Below are 12,914 nucleotides of genomic sequence, written 5' to 3'. Positions count from 1 at the left end.
CCGGCCATGGACGCCAGCCACCAGTTGCCCTGGATCCCCGACAGCTTCGCCGCCCTCTACCAGGGCCAGCGCGGCAAACTGATGGTGCTGGTCGAGGAGCTGCGCGCACGCTACGAGCTGTGCGAGGACCTGGCCCAGCAGCTGATGCCCACCGCCCAGGCCCTGCACCATGACGACGGACTGGCCGAGGACGATGTGCTGGGCCGCATGCAGGCCGCGCTGTCGGTGCCCGACTCGGGCCTGCGCGAGGACGAGGCCGGCTGGGTCGTCACCCGGCTGGCCGAGCTGCTGCGCTGGTAGACCGCCCGCGGCTCAGCGCGGCTGCAGCATCGCGCAGGTGGTGGTGGCGTGGGCGTAGAGGCGCCCATCCGCGCCATAGAGCCGGCCCTCTGCAAAGCCCAGCTGGCGACCCGCACTGATGACCTTGCCTTCGGCGCGCACCAGCGGCGTGTCGGGCAACAGCGCGCGCAGGTAGCTGATCTTCAGCTCGGCCGTGGTCTGCGCACGGCCCGCGGGCAGCGTGGTGTGGATCGCGCAGGCCACCGCCGAGTCCAGCAGCGCGGCGATCCAGCCGCCGTGGATGGTGCCCATCGGGTTGAGGAACTTCACGCTGGGCCGGCCCTGGAAGACAAAGCGGCCCTCCTCGTACTCGACCGGGTAGAAGTCCATCGCCACGCCGATCGGCACGCTGGGCAGTGCCCCCCTGCTGATCGCCGCGAAGAACTCCAGGCCGCTGAGGTGCGCCACATCGGCCGGGCGGTTCACGCCCGGCGGCGCCAGCGTGGCGCGCACCCGCGCCTCGTCGGCCTCCCAGCGCGCCAGCGTGGCGGCGATCTCGTCATGCAGGGCGTGGCTGGCGGTGCTCATCAGGGTCTCTCCGTTCCATTGCAGGTGCAATCGTTGCAGGTACAATGATAACCATGCCTGCCGCTCGCCCATCAGTCACCCTGGCGACAGCCGCCACGCCACGCGGCTGCAGCAACTTCAAGCTGCGCCAGGCCGACCGCGTGGTCAGCCGCCACTACGACCGCCACCTCGCCGAGGCCGGGCTGAAGACCTCGCAGTACTCGCTGCTGGGGCACATCGCCGCGATGGCGCCGGTGCGCCCGGCGGCGCTGGCCGCGGCGATGGCGCTGGACGCCTCCACGCTGACCCGCAACCTGCAGCCGCTGGTGGCCCAGGGCTGGGTGGCGGTGGGCGCCGGTGACGACGCGCGCTCACGCTCGGTGCAACTCACCGAGGCTGGCCGCGCCAAGCATGCCGAGGCCAAGCGCGCCTGGAAGAAGGCGCAGCTGGCCTTCAACGCGCGCCTGGGTGAGGCGCGCGTGGCCGAGCTGCACGCGCTGCTCGACGACTGCCTGCAACGGCTGGACGCCGCCGAGCCCTGACACGGTCAGGTGGTCAGGCGGTCAAGCCGCCTGTCGCTGGTGTACCGCCAGCGTCTGCAGCACGGCCCGCGCCGCCTCGGTGCCCTTGAGCACGAAGTGCTCGCCGAACTGCTGCTGGTGCACCGGATGCTCATGGAAGTTGTGGGGGGTCAGCACCGCCGAGACCACCGGCACGCCGGTGTCGAGCTGCACCCGCATCAGGCCGTCGATCACCGCCCGGCCGACGAAGTCGTGCCGGTAGATGCCGCCATCGACCACCAGCCCGAAGGCGACGATGGCATCAAAGCGGCCGCTGTCGGCCAGGCGCCGCGCCAGCAGCGGGATCTCGAAGGCGCCGGGCACCTCCAGGTACTCGATGCCGTCGGGCGGCCAGCCCTCGCGCAGCAGTTCGTCGGTGCAGGCATCGCGGGCGCGGTGGACGATTGCCGCATGCCATTGGGCACTGATCGCCGCCAGGCGGCGCACGGGGAACTTCGGGATCTGATTCATGGTGATTTCCTTGAGTTGAAGGCCAGAATCAGGGCAAGCGAACGCGCGGCCCGCCGTGCAGGCACGGCAGCCGGTGCGGTTCTCTTTCATCCGGACTGTGACCGTCGGCCCCGGGATCACACCGGGTCTGCTGACCCCGTCCACGGGCGTGGACGGGCGCTCGCGGGCTCGTGCGCGGAGTCTGTTGCCAGACCTGCGCCATCACCGCCGGTGGGGACTTCCACCCCGCCCTGAGAACATCGGCACCGCCAGCAGGCGGCACCGCGGTCGATCTTCGCACAGGCCCGACAATGCGCGCCGATGAACCCCGAGACCTGGATCCTGCTGCTCACCGCCGCCCTGGCCGCTGGCGCCCTCAATGCGGTGGCGGGCGGCGGCAGCTTCCTGACCTTCCCGGCGCTGGTCTTTGCCGGTGTGCCGCCGATCGCCGCCAACGCCACCAGCGCGGTGGCGGTGAGCCCCGGCTACCTGGGCAGCACGCTGGGCTTCCGGCCCGAGCTGGCGGCCCTGCCACGGCCGCGGCTGTGGGCCGAAGGCGCGGTGTGCGCCGCGGGCGGCCTGGCCGGGGCCGGGCTGCTGCTGGTGACACCGGCCAAGCTGTTCTCGGCGCTGGTGCCCTGGTTGCTGCTGTTCGCCACCGCGCTGTTCGCGCTGGCGCCGTGGCTGACCGGGCGGCGCGGCGGCGCCGCGCATCCCGCGGCGCGCATGGCCGGGCTGGCCTGCGTGGCGGTCTATGGCGGCTACTTCAACGGCGGCCTGGGCATCCTGCTGATGGCGCTGTACGCGATCACCGGCGAGACCTCGATCAACACCGCCAACGCGCTGAAGAACCTCAACTCGCTGGTGCTGTCGCTGCTGTCGGTGGCGGCCTTCGCCTGGGCCGGTGCGGTGGCCTGGCCGCAGGCCTTGGCGATGGCGCTGGCGGCCACGGTCGGCGGCTATGCCGGCGCGCGCGTGGCGCGGCGACTGCCAGCGAAGCTGCTGCGCAGCGGTGTCATCGCCACCGGGCTGGTGATGGCAGCGCTGTTCTTCGCGCGCGGCTGATCAGAGCATTTCGGCCACGGTGGCCGCTGGCCGGCACATCCGCGTGCCACGCGGGGACACCACGATCGGCCGGTTGATCAGCACCGGGTGCGCCAGCATCGCATCCAGCAGCGCGTCGTCGCTGGCGCCCTCCAGCGCCAGTTCGGTGTAGAGCGCCTCCTTGGCGCGCACCAGGCCGCGCACGCCCTGGCCGATCTCCTGCGCCAGACGCTGCAGCGTGGCGCGGTCGGGCGGCGTTTTCAGGTACTCCACCACCTGCGGCTCGATGCCCGCCTCGCGCAGCGCGGCCAGCACCTGGCGCGAAGTGCTGCAGCGGGGGTTGTGGAAGATCGTCCAGCCGCTCATCAGTTCTTGCCGGCCTTGGCGGCGCCCTCGTGGTTGAGGTTCAGGAAGGGCACCGGCGCGCCGGCGTAGATGTTCTGCGGCAGCTCGCCGTTCCAGCGCTCGGCCTTGATCTTTTCCACCTCGATGCGGCGCAGCTCCAGCACCTCGCGGCTCTGCGCCAGCGCGGCGTTCTGGATCTTCAGCGCCTCGGCCTGCGCGGTGGCCGCCTTCAGCGCGGCATAGGCCTCGCCGTCGGCCTTGGCCTTGAGCGCAGTGGCCTCGGCCTCGGCGATGGCCACCTTCTGCTTCTGCTCGGCCTCGACGGTGCGCACCTTGTTCTCGGCGGCCAGGCGCAGCTGCTCCTGGGTGACCTTCTGGTTGATCGCCGACATGTAGTCCTGCGAGAAGCTGAAGTTGCGCATGTCGACGTTGATCACCTGCGCCCCGTAGATGGCCAGCTTGCCGCGCAGCGCGGCGACGATGTCATTGCTGACCGCCGCGCGCTTGGCAATCAGGTCGGGCGCGTTGTAGCGCGCGGTCACCGCCTTGAACACCTCCTGGGTGGCGGTCTGCACATAGCTTTGCAGGTCGCCGTCGCGGCTGTACTTCTCGAAGACCTCGGCCACCTTGTCGGTCTGGATGCTGTAGCGCACCGTCAGGCTCACCTTGACCGGCTGGGTGTCGCTGGTGCTGCCTTCAGCGTTTTCCACCGTGGCCTCTTCGGCGCGGATGTTGAAGATGCTCAGCGACTGCCAGGGCCAGATCAGCGTGAAGCCCTCGTTCTCGATGCCCTTGATCGCACCGCCCACGGTGATCACGCCGCGGTGGCCGGTGGGCACGGTGCGCAGCGGCCACAGCCACCACAGCACGGCCACCACCACCAGCAGCGTCAGCCCCTTGCGCAGCAGTCCGGGGGCGGCCGACGGCGTGTCGCTGCCACGGGCAAACAGACTTCTCACGTCCATGCTCTCCTCCTGTCGATGGCCGCAGTGTAGGAGCAAGCCCGCAGCGGCCGCGGGCCCATGGCTGACGGCGCACAATCACCCGCATGAAATACCTGCACACCATGGTCCGCGTGACCGACCTCGACGCCTCGCTGCGCTTCTACCGCGATGCCCTCGGCCTGGAGGAGGTGCGTCGCAGCGAGTACCCGCAGGGCCGCTTCACGCTGGTCTACCTGGCCGCACCGGGCGACCACGACGCCCAGATCGAGCTGACCCACAACTGGGACCCCGAGGTCTACACCGGCGGCCGCAACTTCGGCCACGTGGCCTATGCGGTGAAGGACATCTACGCCACCTGCCAGCGCCTGCAGGACATGGGCGTGACCATCCTGCGCCCGCCGCGCGACGGCCGCATGGCCTTCGTGCGCTCGCCCGACCAGATCAGCGTGGAGCTGCTGCAGGACGGCCCGGCGCTGGCGCCGGCCGAGCCCTGGGCCTCGATGCCCAACACCGGCAGTTGGTGATCACGCGCAGTGGTCAGGGTTTGGCGCAGCCATCCGGGCTGACGTCATAGCCGTTGTCCAGCACCACGCGCCAGCGGCCGTCGGCCTCGCGCCGCCAGGTGCTGTAGAAGCGCGCCACCAGCGTGCCGGCGGGGTCGGTGACCGGACCGGTGGACTGTGCCAGGCCGCCACTGCCGATCACCTCGACCAGCTCGGGTCTCCAGGCGAAGGGCGCCCGGGGCCCGTCAAAGAAGCGCTGCCAGTGCGCCAGCACCGCGTCCTTGCCGCGCAGCGGCTGGCCACCATTCAGGAACACCGCGTCGTCGGCCACGAAGCCGGCGAATGCCGCCAGGTCGCGCCGTGCCATGCTGTCGGCGAACGCCGCCTCGGCGCCGCGCACTTCCTCGCGCAGCGCGGCCAGGTCCGGGGCGGCGGCCACGCCGGCTGGCAAAGCGGCCAGCAGCCACAGGGCGGGATCGAACAGGCGGCGCAGCGGGCTCATCGGCACTCCTTGAACGCAGGGGGGCGGCCGGCCCATTGTCCCGCCGCAAGCTTCGTGTCGGGAAGCGGATGCTAAGATTTCGGCCGTTGGTGCCTGGGCCGTCCATCGTGGCGGCTTGGGGTAAACGGGAAGCAGGAAGGCCGCCCTCGACGAGGAACGCCCAACCTGCGCTGCCCCCGCAACGGTAAGCGGACAGGGTGCTGCTCACAGCCCCCTCGCTCGTGCTCCCTCGCCACTGAAGCCACGGCTTCGGGAAGGCCGCACGGGTCGTCTCCGCCAGCCCGGATACCGGCCAACGACGGGGTGGTGCTGCGCAGGCGGCGTCACCGACATGGTGCCCAGCTGCGGGGAAGCGGCCGGGCACGACCATCGTTCCCGGCCCGCCCGTCTTCGGCGGCCGGGGCGCCTTTGCAGACGCTTCCATGATGTTCCCGCGCACCGCGCTTGCCCTGGCCACGCTGCTGGCCGCTTCGCCCCTGGGCGCCTTCGCCCAGACCCCCCCTGCCGCCGACGACGACCTGGTCGTCACCGCTGCCCGCCAGCCGCAACGCGCCAGCGCCGCGGTGCGGCCGGTGCAGGTCATCACCGCCGAGGACATCCGCGCCGCCGGCGCCGGCTCGCTGACCGAGCTGCTGCGCAGCCTGGGCGGCGTCGAGACCAGCACCAACGGCGGCCTGGGCCAGATCAGCGGCGTGTTCATGCGCGGCGCCAACAGCGACCACACCGTGGTGCTGATCGACGGCGTGCGCATCGGCTCGGCCACGCTGGGCACCGCGCCGCTGGAGGCCATTCCGCTGGCCTTGATCGAGCGCGTCGAGCTGCTGCCCGGCGCCTCGAGCAGCCTGTACGGCGCCGACGCGATCGGCGGCGTGATCCAGATCTTCACCAGGACCGCGCAGCGCAGCCCGGGCGTCGATCTGTCCTGGACCGCCGGCGAGCGCGGTCTGGCCCGTGTGGCCGGCAGCTTTGCCGCGCGCCTGGGCCAGACCGAGCTGTCGCTGGGCGCCACCGCGCTGCGCAGCGACGGCTACAACGTCTCCGACCCCAGCTTCTGGGGCTACAACCCCGACCGCGACGGCAGCCGCCAGCTGGGCCTGCAGGCCCGTGTGGTGCAGCACCTGGACGGCGGCCAGCAGCTGGGCCTGCAGTTCCTGCGCAGCGACAGCAAGGTGCAGTACGACGCCACCGCCGTGGCCGACGACCTCAGCCGTGACCGCACCCAGACCCTGGCCGCGCACTGGAGCGGTCCGCTGCTGCCCGGTGTCGAGCACACGCTGCGCCTGGCGCGCAGCTGGGACGACAACCACCTGGCCGGCAGTTCCACGGTCTTCACCGACACCACCCAGGACCAGCTCTCGTGGATCGGCCGCCACCGCGTGGCCGGCGGCACGCTGAGCGCCGGCCTGGAGTGGTCGCGCCAGGCGGTGGACAGCGCCACCGCCTATGCCCGCGACAGCCGCAGCGTGCGCAGCGGCCTGCTGGGCTGGCAGGCCGCGTACGGCGCGCTGTCGGTGCAGGCCGACCTGCGCCATGACGCCAACAGCCAGTACGGCGGCCACAGCACCGGTCAGCTGGGTCTGGCCTGGCAGGCCTCCAGCGCGTTGCGCCTGCGCGGCGCGCTGGGCAGCGCCTTCAAGGCGCCCACCTTCAACCAGCTCTACTACAGCGACAACTTCGGCAGCAACGGCAACCCGGCCCTGCAACCCGAGCGCAGCGTCAATGCCGAGCTCGGCGCCGACCTGTCGATGGGCGGCGTGCAGTGGAGCGCCACGCTGTTCTCCAACCGCATCCGCCAGCTGATCAACTGGGTCGAGACGGTGCCGGGCAGCTTCAGCTACCAGCCGCGCAACACCGCGCGCGCCCGCATCGACGGCCTGGTGCTCGGCGCCAGCGGCACCCTGCCCACCGGTACCCGCGTGCGCGCCAGCCTGACCGCGCAATCACCCGAAGACAGCGACACCGGCGCTCAGCTGCAGCGCCGCGCCCGCCAGTTCGCCCAGCTGCACCTGGTGCAGCCGCTGGGCGACTGGTCGCTGGGCAGCGATCTGGGCTACAGCGGCGCGCGCTGGGATTCGGTGGACGAAAGCGCCGGCACCCGCATGGGCGGCTACGCCACCGTCGCCCTGTTCGCACGCTGGCGCGTGACGCCGGAGTGGTCGCTCGAGGGCCGCGTCGACAACCTCACCGACCGGGTCTACCAGCAGGCACTGGGCTATGTCGCCCCGGGCCGCCAGGCCCAGCTGACGCTGCGCTGGACGCCGCTGTTCTGAGCATGGCCTGGCCCCGCCGCCACATCAGCCACCCGCGCGCCCAGGGCGCGCTGGCGGCGCTGGTGCTGCACGGTGTGGCCTGGGCGCTGGTGTGGCCGGCGCTGAACACGCGGCCGGCCGCAGCGCCCCCCGAGCGCGGCCCGGCGCTGGTCTACCTCAGCGCACCGACCGTGGGGGTCGAGGCCCCCACCGTCCGCACCGACCCGCGGCCGGCCGTCGCGGCCCCCCGGCGAGCGACTCCACCGCTCAGCGCCCTCACCCGGCCCGGCCCCGAGGCGGCGCCGCCCGCACCGGCGCCCACGCTGCTGCTGGCGGTGGCCGCCGCGCCGGCGGCCCCGCTGCCGCACAGCACCCCAGTGGCCAGTGCACCGCACAGCGGTGCGGTGGCCAGTGCGCCGGTCAGCGCCGCGCCGGCGGTGGCCGCGGCCCTGCCCGCGCGCCCGCTGCCCGGCAACGCCCTGCCCGCCTACCCCGAGGCCGCACGCGAGGACGGCTTGCAGGGGCGCGTGCGGCTGCAGTTGCAGATCGACGCACAGGGCCGCGTCGAATCGGTGCAGTGGCTGCAGCGCAGCGGCATCGCCCTGCTCGACCTGGCCGCGCGCGACGCCGCCCGCGGCTGGCGCTACGAGCCCGCGCGCGTCGGCGGCGAGGCCGTGGCCAGCAGCGTGAGCGTGGCGATCCGCTTCCAGCTGGACCAGCCGGTCAGCAGCACGCTGCTGGCCAGCCAATGAACACGCCCGGCCACGCCCCCGCGCGCGCCCCGGCCTGCGTCGCCCGGAGGGCCCGCCCGTGACCCCGCTGCGCCGCCCCGGCCCGGTGCTGGCCCTGCTGGCTGCCGGGCTGGCCGGGCTGTTTCTGCTGGCGCTGTCGGTGGGCAGCCTGACGATCTCACCGGCCGAGCTGCCAGCCTTGCTGCGCCAGCCCGACGCCTCGGCCGAGGCCGAGATCCTGCACCGGCTGCGCCTGCCGCGCGCACTGGCCGCCGTCAGCGTGGGCGCGCTGCTGGCTCTGGCGGGCGCGCTGATGCAGGTGCTGCTGCGCAACCCGCTGGCCGACCCCTATGTGCTGGGCCTGTCCGGCGGCGCCGCGCTGGGCGCGCTGGGCCTGATGGTGCTGGGCGGCGGGGCCCTGGCCGTGCATGGTGGCGCCTTCGCCGGCGCCTTCGCCGCGGTGCTCACCGTCTTTGCGCTGGCCCACCCCGACCTGGGCCGCGTCGAGCTGGCCAGCCGCCAGGACGCCACGCCACGCCTGCTGCTGACCGGCGTGATGCTGTCGGCGATCGCGATGGCCGGCGTCGGCCTGCTGCTGTCGCTGGCGCCCGACGCGCAACTCAAGGGCATGCTGTTCTGGATGATGGGCGACCTGTCCGCGGCCGAGCCCACGTGGGCCGTGCTGATCGCCCCCTGGCTGCTGCTGGCCGGGCTGTGGCCGCTGGGCCGCGAGCTGAACCTGCTGCTGCGCGGCCCCGGCGCAGCGCAGATGCTGGGCGTGCCGGTGGCGCGCGTGCGGCTGGTCGTCTACCTGGCCGCCTCGGCGGCGGCGGCACTGGCCGTGGCCACCGCCGGCACGATCGGCTTCGTCGGTCTGGTGGTGCCGCATGCGCTGCGCCTGCTGATCGGCAACGACCAGCGCTGGCTGCTGCCGGCCAGTGCGCTGGCTGGTGGCGCCTTCCTGCTGGCCGCCGACACCCTGGCACGCACCGTGGCCGCACCGCTGCAGCTGCCGGTGGGCGTGGTCACCGCGCTGGTGGGCGCGCCGGCCTTCATCGCCCTGCTGACGCGCGGAGGCCAGCGATGACGCTGCTGTCCACGCGCGGGCTGGCGGTGCGCATCGGTGCGCGCGTGCTGGTCGAGTCGCTCGACCTGCAGCTGCAGCGCGGCGAGGTCTGGTGCCTGCTGGGCCCCAACGGCGTGGGCAAGACCACGCTGCTGCACACGCTGGCCGGCGCCCGGGCCCCGTCGGCCGGCACGGTCTGGCTGGGCGAGCGACCGCTGGCCGAGCGGCCACTGGCCGAGCAGGCCTGCTGGCGCGGCTTCGTGCCACAGGCCGTGCACGACGCCTTTGCCGCACCGGTGCTGGACGTGGTGCTGCAGGGCCGCCATCCGCACCTCTCGCGCTGGCACTGGGAGGGCGAGTCCGACCGCGCACTGGCGCTGGCCGCGCTGGCCCGCGTCGGCCTGGCCGGCTTCGAGGCACGCGATGTCACCACCTTGTCCGGCGGCGAGCGCCAGCGCGTCGCGCTGGCCACGCTGCTGACGCAGGACCCGCCGCTGGCGCTGCTGGATGAACCGCTGGCCCACCTGGACCTGGCGCAGCAACTGCGCGTGGCCGAGCTGCTGGCCGCCGAAGCGCGCGAGCGCGGGCGCGGCCTGCTGCTGTCCATCCACGACCTCAGCCTGGCCCAGCGCCTGGCCACCCACGCGCTGCTGCTGCCCGGCGATGGTCGGGCGATCGCCGGCCCCGCCGCCGAGGTGATGACCGAGGCCGCGCTGTCCGCCGCCTTCGGCCATCCCCTGACCCCCCATACCGCCCACGGCCACCGCTGGTGGCTGCCCGCCTGATGATGCGCACCGCCTTCCACATCCTGCCCGTCTCCACCGCACTGGATGCCGAGCTGCGCCACGCGATCGACCGCAAGACCAAGCCGCTGGGCGCACTGGGCCGGCTGGAGGACCTGGCGCTGCAGCTGGGCCGCATCCAGGGCACGCTGCGGCCCGTCATCCAGCGGCCGCGCGTGATCGTGTTCGCTGGCGACCACGGCATCGCCGCCGAAGGCGTCAGCGCCTACCCGCAGGAAGTCACCTGGCAGATGGTGATGAACTTCGTGCACGGCGGTGCGGCGGTCAATGCGCTGGCGCGCAGCCTGGGCGTGGATGTGGAGGTGGTCGACGCCGGCGTGGCGCACGACTTCGGCCCGCTGCCCGGCCTGGTGGATGCCAAGCTCGGCCACGGCACCCGCAACTGCGCCACCGAGCCGGCGATGACGGCCGAGCAGTGCGAGACCGCGCTGGCCCGCGGCCGCGAGCGCGTGCAGGCCGCGCGCGCCGAGGGCTGCACGCTGCTGGCCTTCGGCGAGATGGGCATTGCCAACACCAGCGCCGCCAGCCTGCTGCTGCACAAGCTGCGCCGCGTGCCGCTGGGCGTGGCCACCGGCCGCGGCACCGGTCTGGACGATGCCGGCCTGGTGCACAAGCGCGCGGTGCTGGCGCGCGCGGCAGCGCGCACCGACGGCCTCACCGATGGCCGCGAGGCGCTGACCGAGTACGGCGGCTTCGAGATCGCGATGATGGCCGGCGCGATGCTGGGCGCCGCCGAGGCCGGCATCGCCTTCATCGTCGACGGCTTCATCACCGGCAGCGCCTACCTCGCGGCGCAGTGCATCGAGCCCGCCGTGCGCGACCACGCGGTGTTTGCCCACCGATCGGCCGAGGCCGGTCATGGCGCGATGCTCGAGCTGCTGCAAGCGCAGCCGCTGCTGGACCTGGGCCTGCGCCTGGGTGAAGGCACCGGCGCCGTGCTGGCGGTGCCGCTGCTGCGGGCCGCCTGCGCCTTCCTGGGCGAGATGGCCAGCTTCGACAGCGCCGGCGTCAGCGGGCAGGCCTGAGGGGCGGCGCATGCGCGAGGAGCTGCGACTCTTCTTCACCGCACTGCAGTTCTTCACGCGGGTGCCGGTGCCGGCCTGGGTGGGCTGGTCGCCGGCGCAGCTCAATGCGTCGGCGCGGCACTTCCCCACCGTGGGCGCGCTGGTCGGTGCGCTGTGTGCGCTGGTGCTGCTGGCCGCGCTGAGGGTGTGGAGTGCGCCGATCGCGGTGCTGCTGGCCATGGCCACCGGCGTGCTGCTGACCGGCGCCTTCCACGAGGACGGTTTTGCCGACAGCTGCGATGGCTTCGGCGGCGGCTTCACCCGCGAGCGCGTGCTGGCGATCATGAAGGACTCGCGCGTGGGCAGCTACGCCACGATCGGTGTGGCCCTGCTGCTGGCGCTGAAGTACCAGCTGTTGCTGACCCTGGTGGCGCGGCTGGACGCGCTCACCTTGGCCGCGGCGCTGGTGGCCAGCCACGCCGTCAGCCGCCTGGCGGCGCTGGGCGTGATGGCGCGGCTGGACTACGTGCGCGACGACGACAGCGCCAAGTCCAAGCCGATCGCCCAGACGCGCCCTGGCGCCGGCGCCCTGCTGTTCGCCACCACCGTGGCGCTGCTGCCCTGCGTGCCGCTGGGCACGGCCGCCGGGCCCGCACTGCTCGGCGCGGCGCTGGTGTGGCTGGCCGCCGTGCCCTACCTGCGCCGCCGCCTGGGCGGCTACGTGGGCGACGCGCTGGGCGCCACGCAGCAGCTGGCCGAGATCGGCTTCCTGCTGGGCCTGAGCGCACGGGGCGGCGCATGGAGCTGATCCTGCTGCGCCACCCGGTGGTCGCCGCGCCGGCCGGGATCTGCTACGGCCAGGCCGACCTGCCCGCGCGCGAGCCGCTGGAGCCGCCGCCGGCGCAGGTGCTGCAGGCGCTGCCCGGCCCGGTGGACGCGCTGTGGACCAGCCCGCTGCGCCGCGCCCGCGTGCTGGCAGAGGCGCTGGCCGCCACGCTGGGCTGCCCACCGCGGGAGGACGCGCGGTGGATGGAGCTGCACTTCGGCGCCTGGGAGGGCCACCCCTGGTCGGCGATCGACCGCGCCGAGAGCGACCCCTGGGCCGACGATCCCGAGCACCGCGCCCCGCCCGGCGGCGAGACCCTGGCCGCGCTGCGCGCGCGGGTGCACGCGGCCATGGATGCCCTGGCCGCCACCCGCCTGCAGCGCGTGCTGGTCGTGGCCCACGCCGGCCCGATCCGCGTGGCCCTGGCGCGCGCCCGCGGCCAGGCCGCCACCGAGGCGCTGGCGCAGCCGCTGGCCTTTGGCGGTCTGACCGTGTTGCGCCACGATGGCCAAGGCTGGAGTCAGGCCGCATGAAGACCCTGATCCTGGGCGGCGCGCGCAGCGGCAAGAGTCGGCTGGCCGAAGAACTCGCGCACCGCAGCGGCCGCCCCGTCACGGTGATCGCCACCGCGCAGGCGCTGGACGCCGAGATGGCCCAGCGCATCGCCGCCCACCGCGCGGCGCGGCTGGCGCACTGGCGCTGTGTGGAAGAACCGCTGGCGCTGGCCGCCGCACTGCAGGCCGCCGATGCGCCCGGCGCGCTGCTGCTGGTCGACTGCCTGACGCTGTGGCTCAGCAACCTGCTGCATGCGGGCGACGAGCGCTTCACGGTCGAGCGCGCCGCGCTGCTGGACGCCATCACCCCCCTTCAGGCCGACCTGCTGCTGGTGGGCAACGAGGTGGGCCATGGCATCGTGCCGCTGGGACCGCTGAGCCGCCGCTTCGTGGATGAGAACGGCTGGCTGCACCAGGCGCTGGCCGAGCGCTGCGACGCCGTGCGTTTCGTGATGGCCGGCTGCGTGCTGCCGCTGAAGGGATGAAG

17 protein-coding genes and 2 riboswitches are annotated in these 12,914 nt (G+C 73.4%); of the genes, 12 read left to right on the top strand and 5 right to left on the bottom strand.

Going from position 1 to position 12,914, the window contains the following annotated elements; translation table 11 throughout:
• Positions 1-6: 6 nt before the first annotated feature.
• Positions 7-300, top strand: a complete 294-nt coding sequence (locus KAK07_RS20770) for a hypothetical protein (RefSeq protein ID WP_210856671.1) — start codon at positions 7-9, stop codon at positions 298-300.
• A 12-nt stretch (positions 301-312) separates the two neighbouring features.
• On the opposite strand, the gene KAK07_RS20765 is transcribed toward KAK07_RS20770, so the two are convergent.
• Positions 313-867 carry a PaaI family thioesterase gene (locus tag KAK07_RS20765; RefSeq protein ID WP_210856672.1) on the bottom strand — a complete coding sequence of 185 codons (555 nt, stop codon included), beginning with the start codon at positions 865-867 and terminating at the stop codon, positions 313-315.
• 44 nt (positions 868-911) lie between these two features.
• Here KAK07_RS20765 and KAK07_RS20760 point away from each other — a divergent pair, with 44 nt between their 5' ends.
• Positions 912-1,388 carry a MarR family winged helix-turn-helix transcriptional regulator gene (locus KAK07_RS20760; RefSeq protein WP_210863021.1) on the top strand — a complete coding sequence of 159 codons (477 nt, stop codon included), beginning with the start codon at positions 912-914 and terminating at the stop codon, positions 1,386-1,388.
• 21 nt (positions 1,389-1,409) lie between these two features.
• Here the strand turns inward: KAK07_RS20760 and KAK07_RS20755 are convergent, their stop codons facing one another.
• The gene (locus KAK07_RS20755) at positions 1,410-1,877 is read right to left on the bottom strand and encodes a 6,7-dimethyl-8-ribityllumazine synthase (RefSeq protein ID WP_210863020.1); all 468 of its coding nucleotides are present in this window, start codon (positions 1,875-1,877) and stop codon (positions 1,410-1,412) included.
• 74 nt (positions 1,878-1,951) lie between these two features.
• A riboswitch (FMN riboswitch) is annotated at positions 1,952-2,119 on the bottom strand.
• A gap of 58 nt (positions 2,120-2,177) precedes the next feature.
• On the opposite strand from KAK07_RS20755, the gene KAK07_RS20750 reads away from it, so the two are divergent.
• On the top strand, positions 2,178-2,921 hold the full coding sequence (locus KAK07_RS20750) for a sulfite exporter TauE/SafE family protein (protein ID WP_210863018.1): 744 nt from the start codon (positions 2,178-2,180) through the stop codon (positions 2,919-2,921).
• Here KAK07_RS20750 and arsC read toward each other — a convergent pair whose 3' ends face one another.
• Together arsC and KAK07_RS20740 are read right to left on the bottom strand one after the other, a co-directional pair.
• The gene (gene arsC / locus KAK07_RS20745; protein WP_210863016.1) at positions 2,922-3,266 is read right to left on the bottom strand and encodes an arsenate reductase (glutaredoxin); all 345 of its coding nucleotides are present in this window, start codon (positions 3,264-3,266) and stop codon (positions 2,922-2,924) included.
• Entirely contained in the window at positions 3,266-4,210 is a 945-nt protein-coding gene (locus tag KAK07_RS20740) for a prohibitin family protein (RefSeq protein ID WP_210856677.1), read from the bottom strand. The genes arsC and KAK07_RS20740 overlap by 1 nt, the downstream gene beginning before the upstream one ends.
• Before the next feature lie 83 nt (positions 4,211-4,293).
• Here KAK07_RS20740 and KAK07_RS20735 point away from each other — a divergent pair, with 83 nt between their 5' ends.
• Complete coding sequence (locus KAK07_RS20735) at positions 4,294-4,713, top strand: VOC family protein (RefSeq protein ID WP_210863014.1); 420 nt, start codon at positions 4,294-4,296, stop codon at positions 4,711-4,713.
• Between the two features lie 13 nt (positions 4,714-4,726).
• Here the strand turns inward: KAK07_RS20735 and KAK07_RS20730 are convergent, their stop codons facing one another.
• Complete coding sequence (locus KAK07_RS20730; RefSeq protein ID WP_210863012.1) at positions 4,727-5,194, bottom strand: YybH family protein; 468 nt, start codon at positions 5,192-5,194, stop codon at positions 4,727-4,729.
• Positions 5,195-5,264: 70 nt separating this feature from the next.
• Positions 5,265-5,505, top strand: a riboswitch (cobalamin riboswitch).
• 114 nt (positions 5,506-5,619) lie between these two features.
• Here KAK07_RS20730 and KAK07_RS20725 point away from each other — a divergent pair.
• From KAK07_RS20725 to cobU, 8 genes are read left to right on the top strand one after another with little or no spacing between them, the layout of a single operon-like run.
• Positions 5,620-7,464 carry a TonB-dependent receptor domain-containing protein gene (locus tag KAK07_RS20725; protein ID WP_210863010.1) on the top strand — a complete coding sequence of 615 codons (1,845 nt, stop codon included), beginning with the start codon at positions 5,620-5,622 and terminating at the stop codon, positions 7,462-7,464.
• A gap of 2 nt (positions 7,465-7,466) precedes the next feature.
• A complete protein-coding gene (locus tag KAK07_RS20720; RefSeq protein ID WP_210863008.1) occupies positions 7,467-8,195 on the top strand; it encodes an energy transducer TonB in 729 nt (242 codons plus the stop codon).
• Between the two features lie 58 nt (positions 8,196-8,253).
• Positions 8,254-9,261 (top strand): FecCD family ABC transporter permease, encoded by a 1,008-nt coding sequence (locus tag KAK07_RS20715; protein ID WP_310740756.1) that lies wholly within the window; start codon positions 8,254-8,256, stop codon positions 9,259-9,261.
• Complete coding sequence (locus tag KAK07_RS20710; RefSeq protein ID WP_210863005.1) at positions 9,258-10,025, top strand: ABC transporter ATP-binding protein; 768 nt, start codon at positions 9,258-9,260, stop codon at positions 10,023-10,025. The genes KAK07_RS20715 and KAK07_RS20710 overlap by 4 nt, the downstream gene beginning before the upstream one ends.
• The gene (gene cobT / locus KAK07_RS20705; RefSeq protein WP_210863116.1) at positions 10,025-11,068 is read left to right on the top strand and encodes a nicotinate-nucleotide--dimethylbenzimidazole phosphoribosyltransferase; all 1,044 of its coding nucleotides are present in this window, start codon (positions 10,025-10,027) and stop codon (positions 11,066-11,068) included. Before KAK07_RS20710 ends, cobT begins: the two co-directional genes overlap by 1 nt.
• A 10-nt stretch (positions 11,069-11,078) precedes the next feature.
• Complete coding sequence (locus KAK07_RS20700) at positions 11,079-11,855, top strand: adenosylcobinamide-GDP ribazoletransferase (RefSeq protein WP_210863003.1); 777 nt, start codon at positions 11,079-11,081, stop codon at positions 11,853-11,855.
• The gene (gene cobC / locus KAK07_RS20695) at positions 11,846-12,406 is read left to right on the top strand and encodes an alpha-ribazole phosphatase family protein (RefSeq protein ID WP_210856684.1); all 561 of its coding nucleotides are present in this window, start codon (positions 11,846-11,848) and stop codon (positions 12,404-12,406) included. Before KAK07_RS20700 ends, cobC begins: the two co-directional genes overlap by 10 nt.
• On the top strand, positions 12,403-12,912 hold the full coding sequence (gene cobU, locus KAK07_RS20690) for a bifunctional adenosylcobinamide kinase/adenosylcobinamide-phosphate guanylyltransferase (protein ID WP_210863001.1): 510 nt from the start codon (positions 12,403-12,405) through the stop codon (positions 12,910-12,912). The genes cobC and cobU overlap by 4 nt, the downstream gene beginning before the upstream one ends.
• Positions 12,913-12,914 lie beyond the last annotated feature (2 nt).

Source organism: Ideonella alba (assembly GCF_018069875.1).
Classification (GTDB): Bacteria; Pseudomonadota; Gammaproteobacteria; order Burkholderiales; family Burkholderiaceae_C; genus Ideonella; species Ideonella alba.
The sequence above is the reverse complement of the archived record's forward strand: the minus strand, read 5'-3'. Positions and strand labels throughout refer to the sequence as shown.

Excerpts from the sequence above, each read along its gene's own strand:
- KAK07_RS20770 (WP_210856671.1), top strand. The coding sequence starts at position 7 with ATGGACGCCAGCCACCAGTTGCCCTGGATCCCCGACAGCTTCGCCGCC.
- KAK07_RS20765 (WP_210856672.1), bottom strand. The coding sequence starts at position 867 with ATGAGCACCGCCAGCCACGCCCTGCATGACGAGATCGCCGCCACGCTG.
- KAK07_RS20760 (WP_210863021.1), top strand. The coding sequence starts at position 912 with ATGATAACCATGCCTGCCGCTCGCCCATCAGTCACCCTGGCGACAGCC.
- KAK07_RS20755 (WP_210863020.1), bottom strand. The coding sequence starts at position 1,877 with ATGAATCAGATCCCGAAGTTCCCCGTGCGCCGCCTGGCGGCGATCAGT.
- KAK07_RS20750 (WP_210863018.1), top strand. The coding sequence starts at position 2,178 with ATGAACCCCGAGACCTGGATCCTGCTGCTCACCGCCGCCCTGGCCGCT.
- arsC (WP_210863016.1), bottom strand. The coding sequence starts at position 3,266 with ATGAGCGGCTGGACGATCTTCCACAACCCCCGCTGCAGCACTTCGCGC.
- KAK07_RS20740 (WP_210856677.1), bottom strand. The coding sequence starts at position 4,210 with ATGGACGTGAGAAGTCTGTTTGCCCGTGGCAGCGACACGCCGTCGGCC.
- KAK07_RS20735 (WP_210863014.1), top strand. The coding sequence starts at position 4,294 with ATGAAATACCTGCACACCATGGTCCGCGTGACCGACCTCGACGCCTCG.
- KAK07_RS20730 (WP_210863012.1), bottom strand. The coding sequence starts at position 5,194 with ATGAGCCCGCTGCGCCGCCTGTTCGATCCCGCCCTGTGGCTGCTGGCC.
- KAK07_RS20725 (WP_210863010.1), top strand. The coding sequence starts at position 5,620 with ATGTTCCCGCGCACCGCGCTTGCCCTGGCCACGCTGCTGGCCGCTTCG.
- KAK07_RS20720 (WP_210863008.1), top strand. The coding sequence starts at position 7,467 with ATGGCCTGGCCCCGCCGCCACATCAGCCACCCGCGCGCCCAGGGCGCG.
- KAK07_RS20710 (WP_210863005.1), top strand. The coding sequence starts at position 9,258 with ATGACGCTGCTGTCCACGCGCGGGCTGGCGGTGCGCATCGGTGCGCGC.
- cobT (WP_210863116.1), top strand. The coding sequence starts at position 10,025 with ATGATGCGCACCGCCTTCCACATCCTGCCCGTCTCCACCGCACTGGAT.
- KAK07_RS20700 (WP_210863003.1), top strand. The coding sequence starts at position 11,079 with ATGCGCGAGGAGCTGCGACTCTTCTTCACCGCACTGCAGTTCTTCACG.
- cobC (WP_210856684.1), top strand. The coding sequence starts at position 11,846 with ATGGAGCTGATCCTGCTGCGCCACCCGGTGGTCGCCGCGCCGGCCGGG.
- cobU (WP_210863001.1), top strand. The coding sequence starts at position 12,403 with ATGAAGACCCTGATCCTGGGCGGCGCGCGCAGCGGCAAGAGTCGGCTG.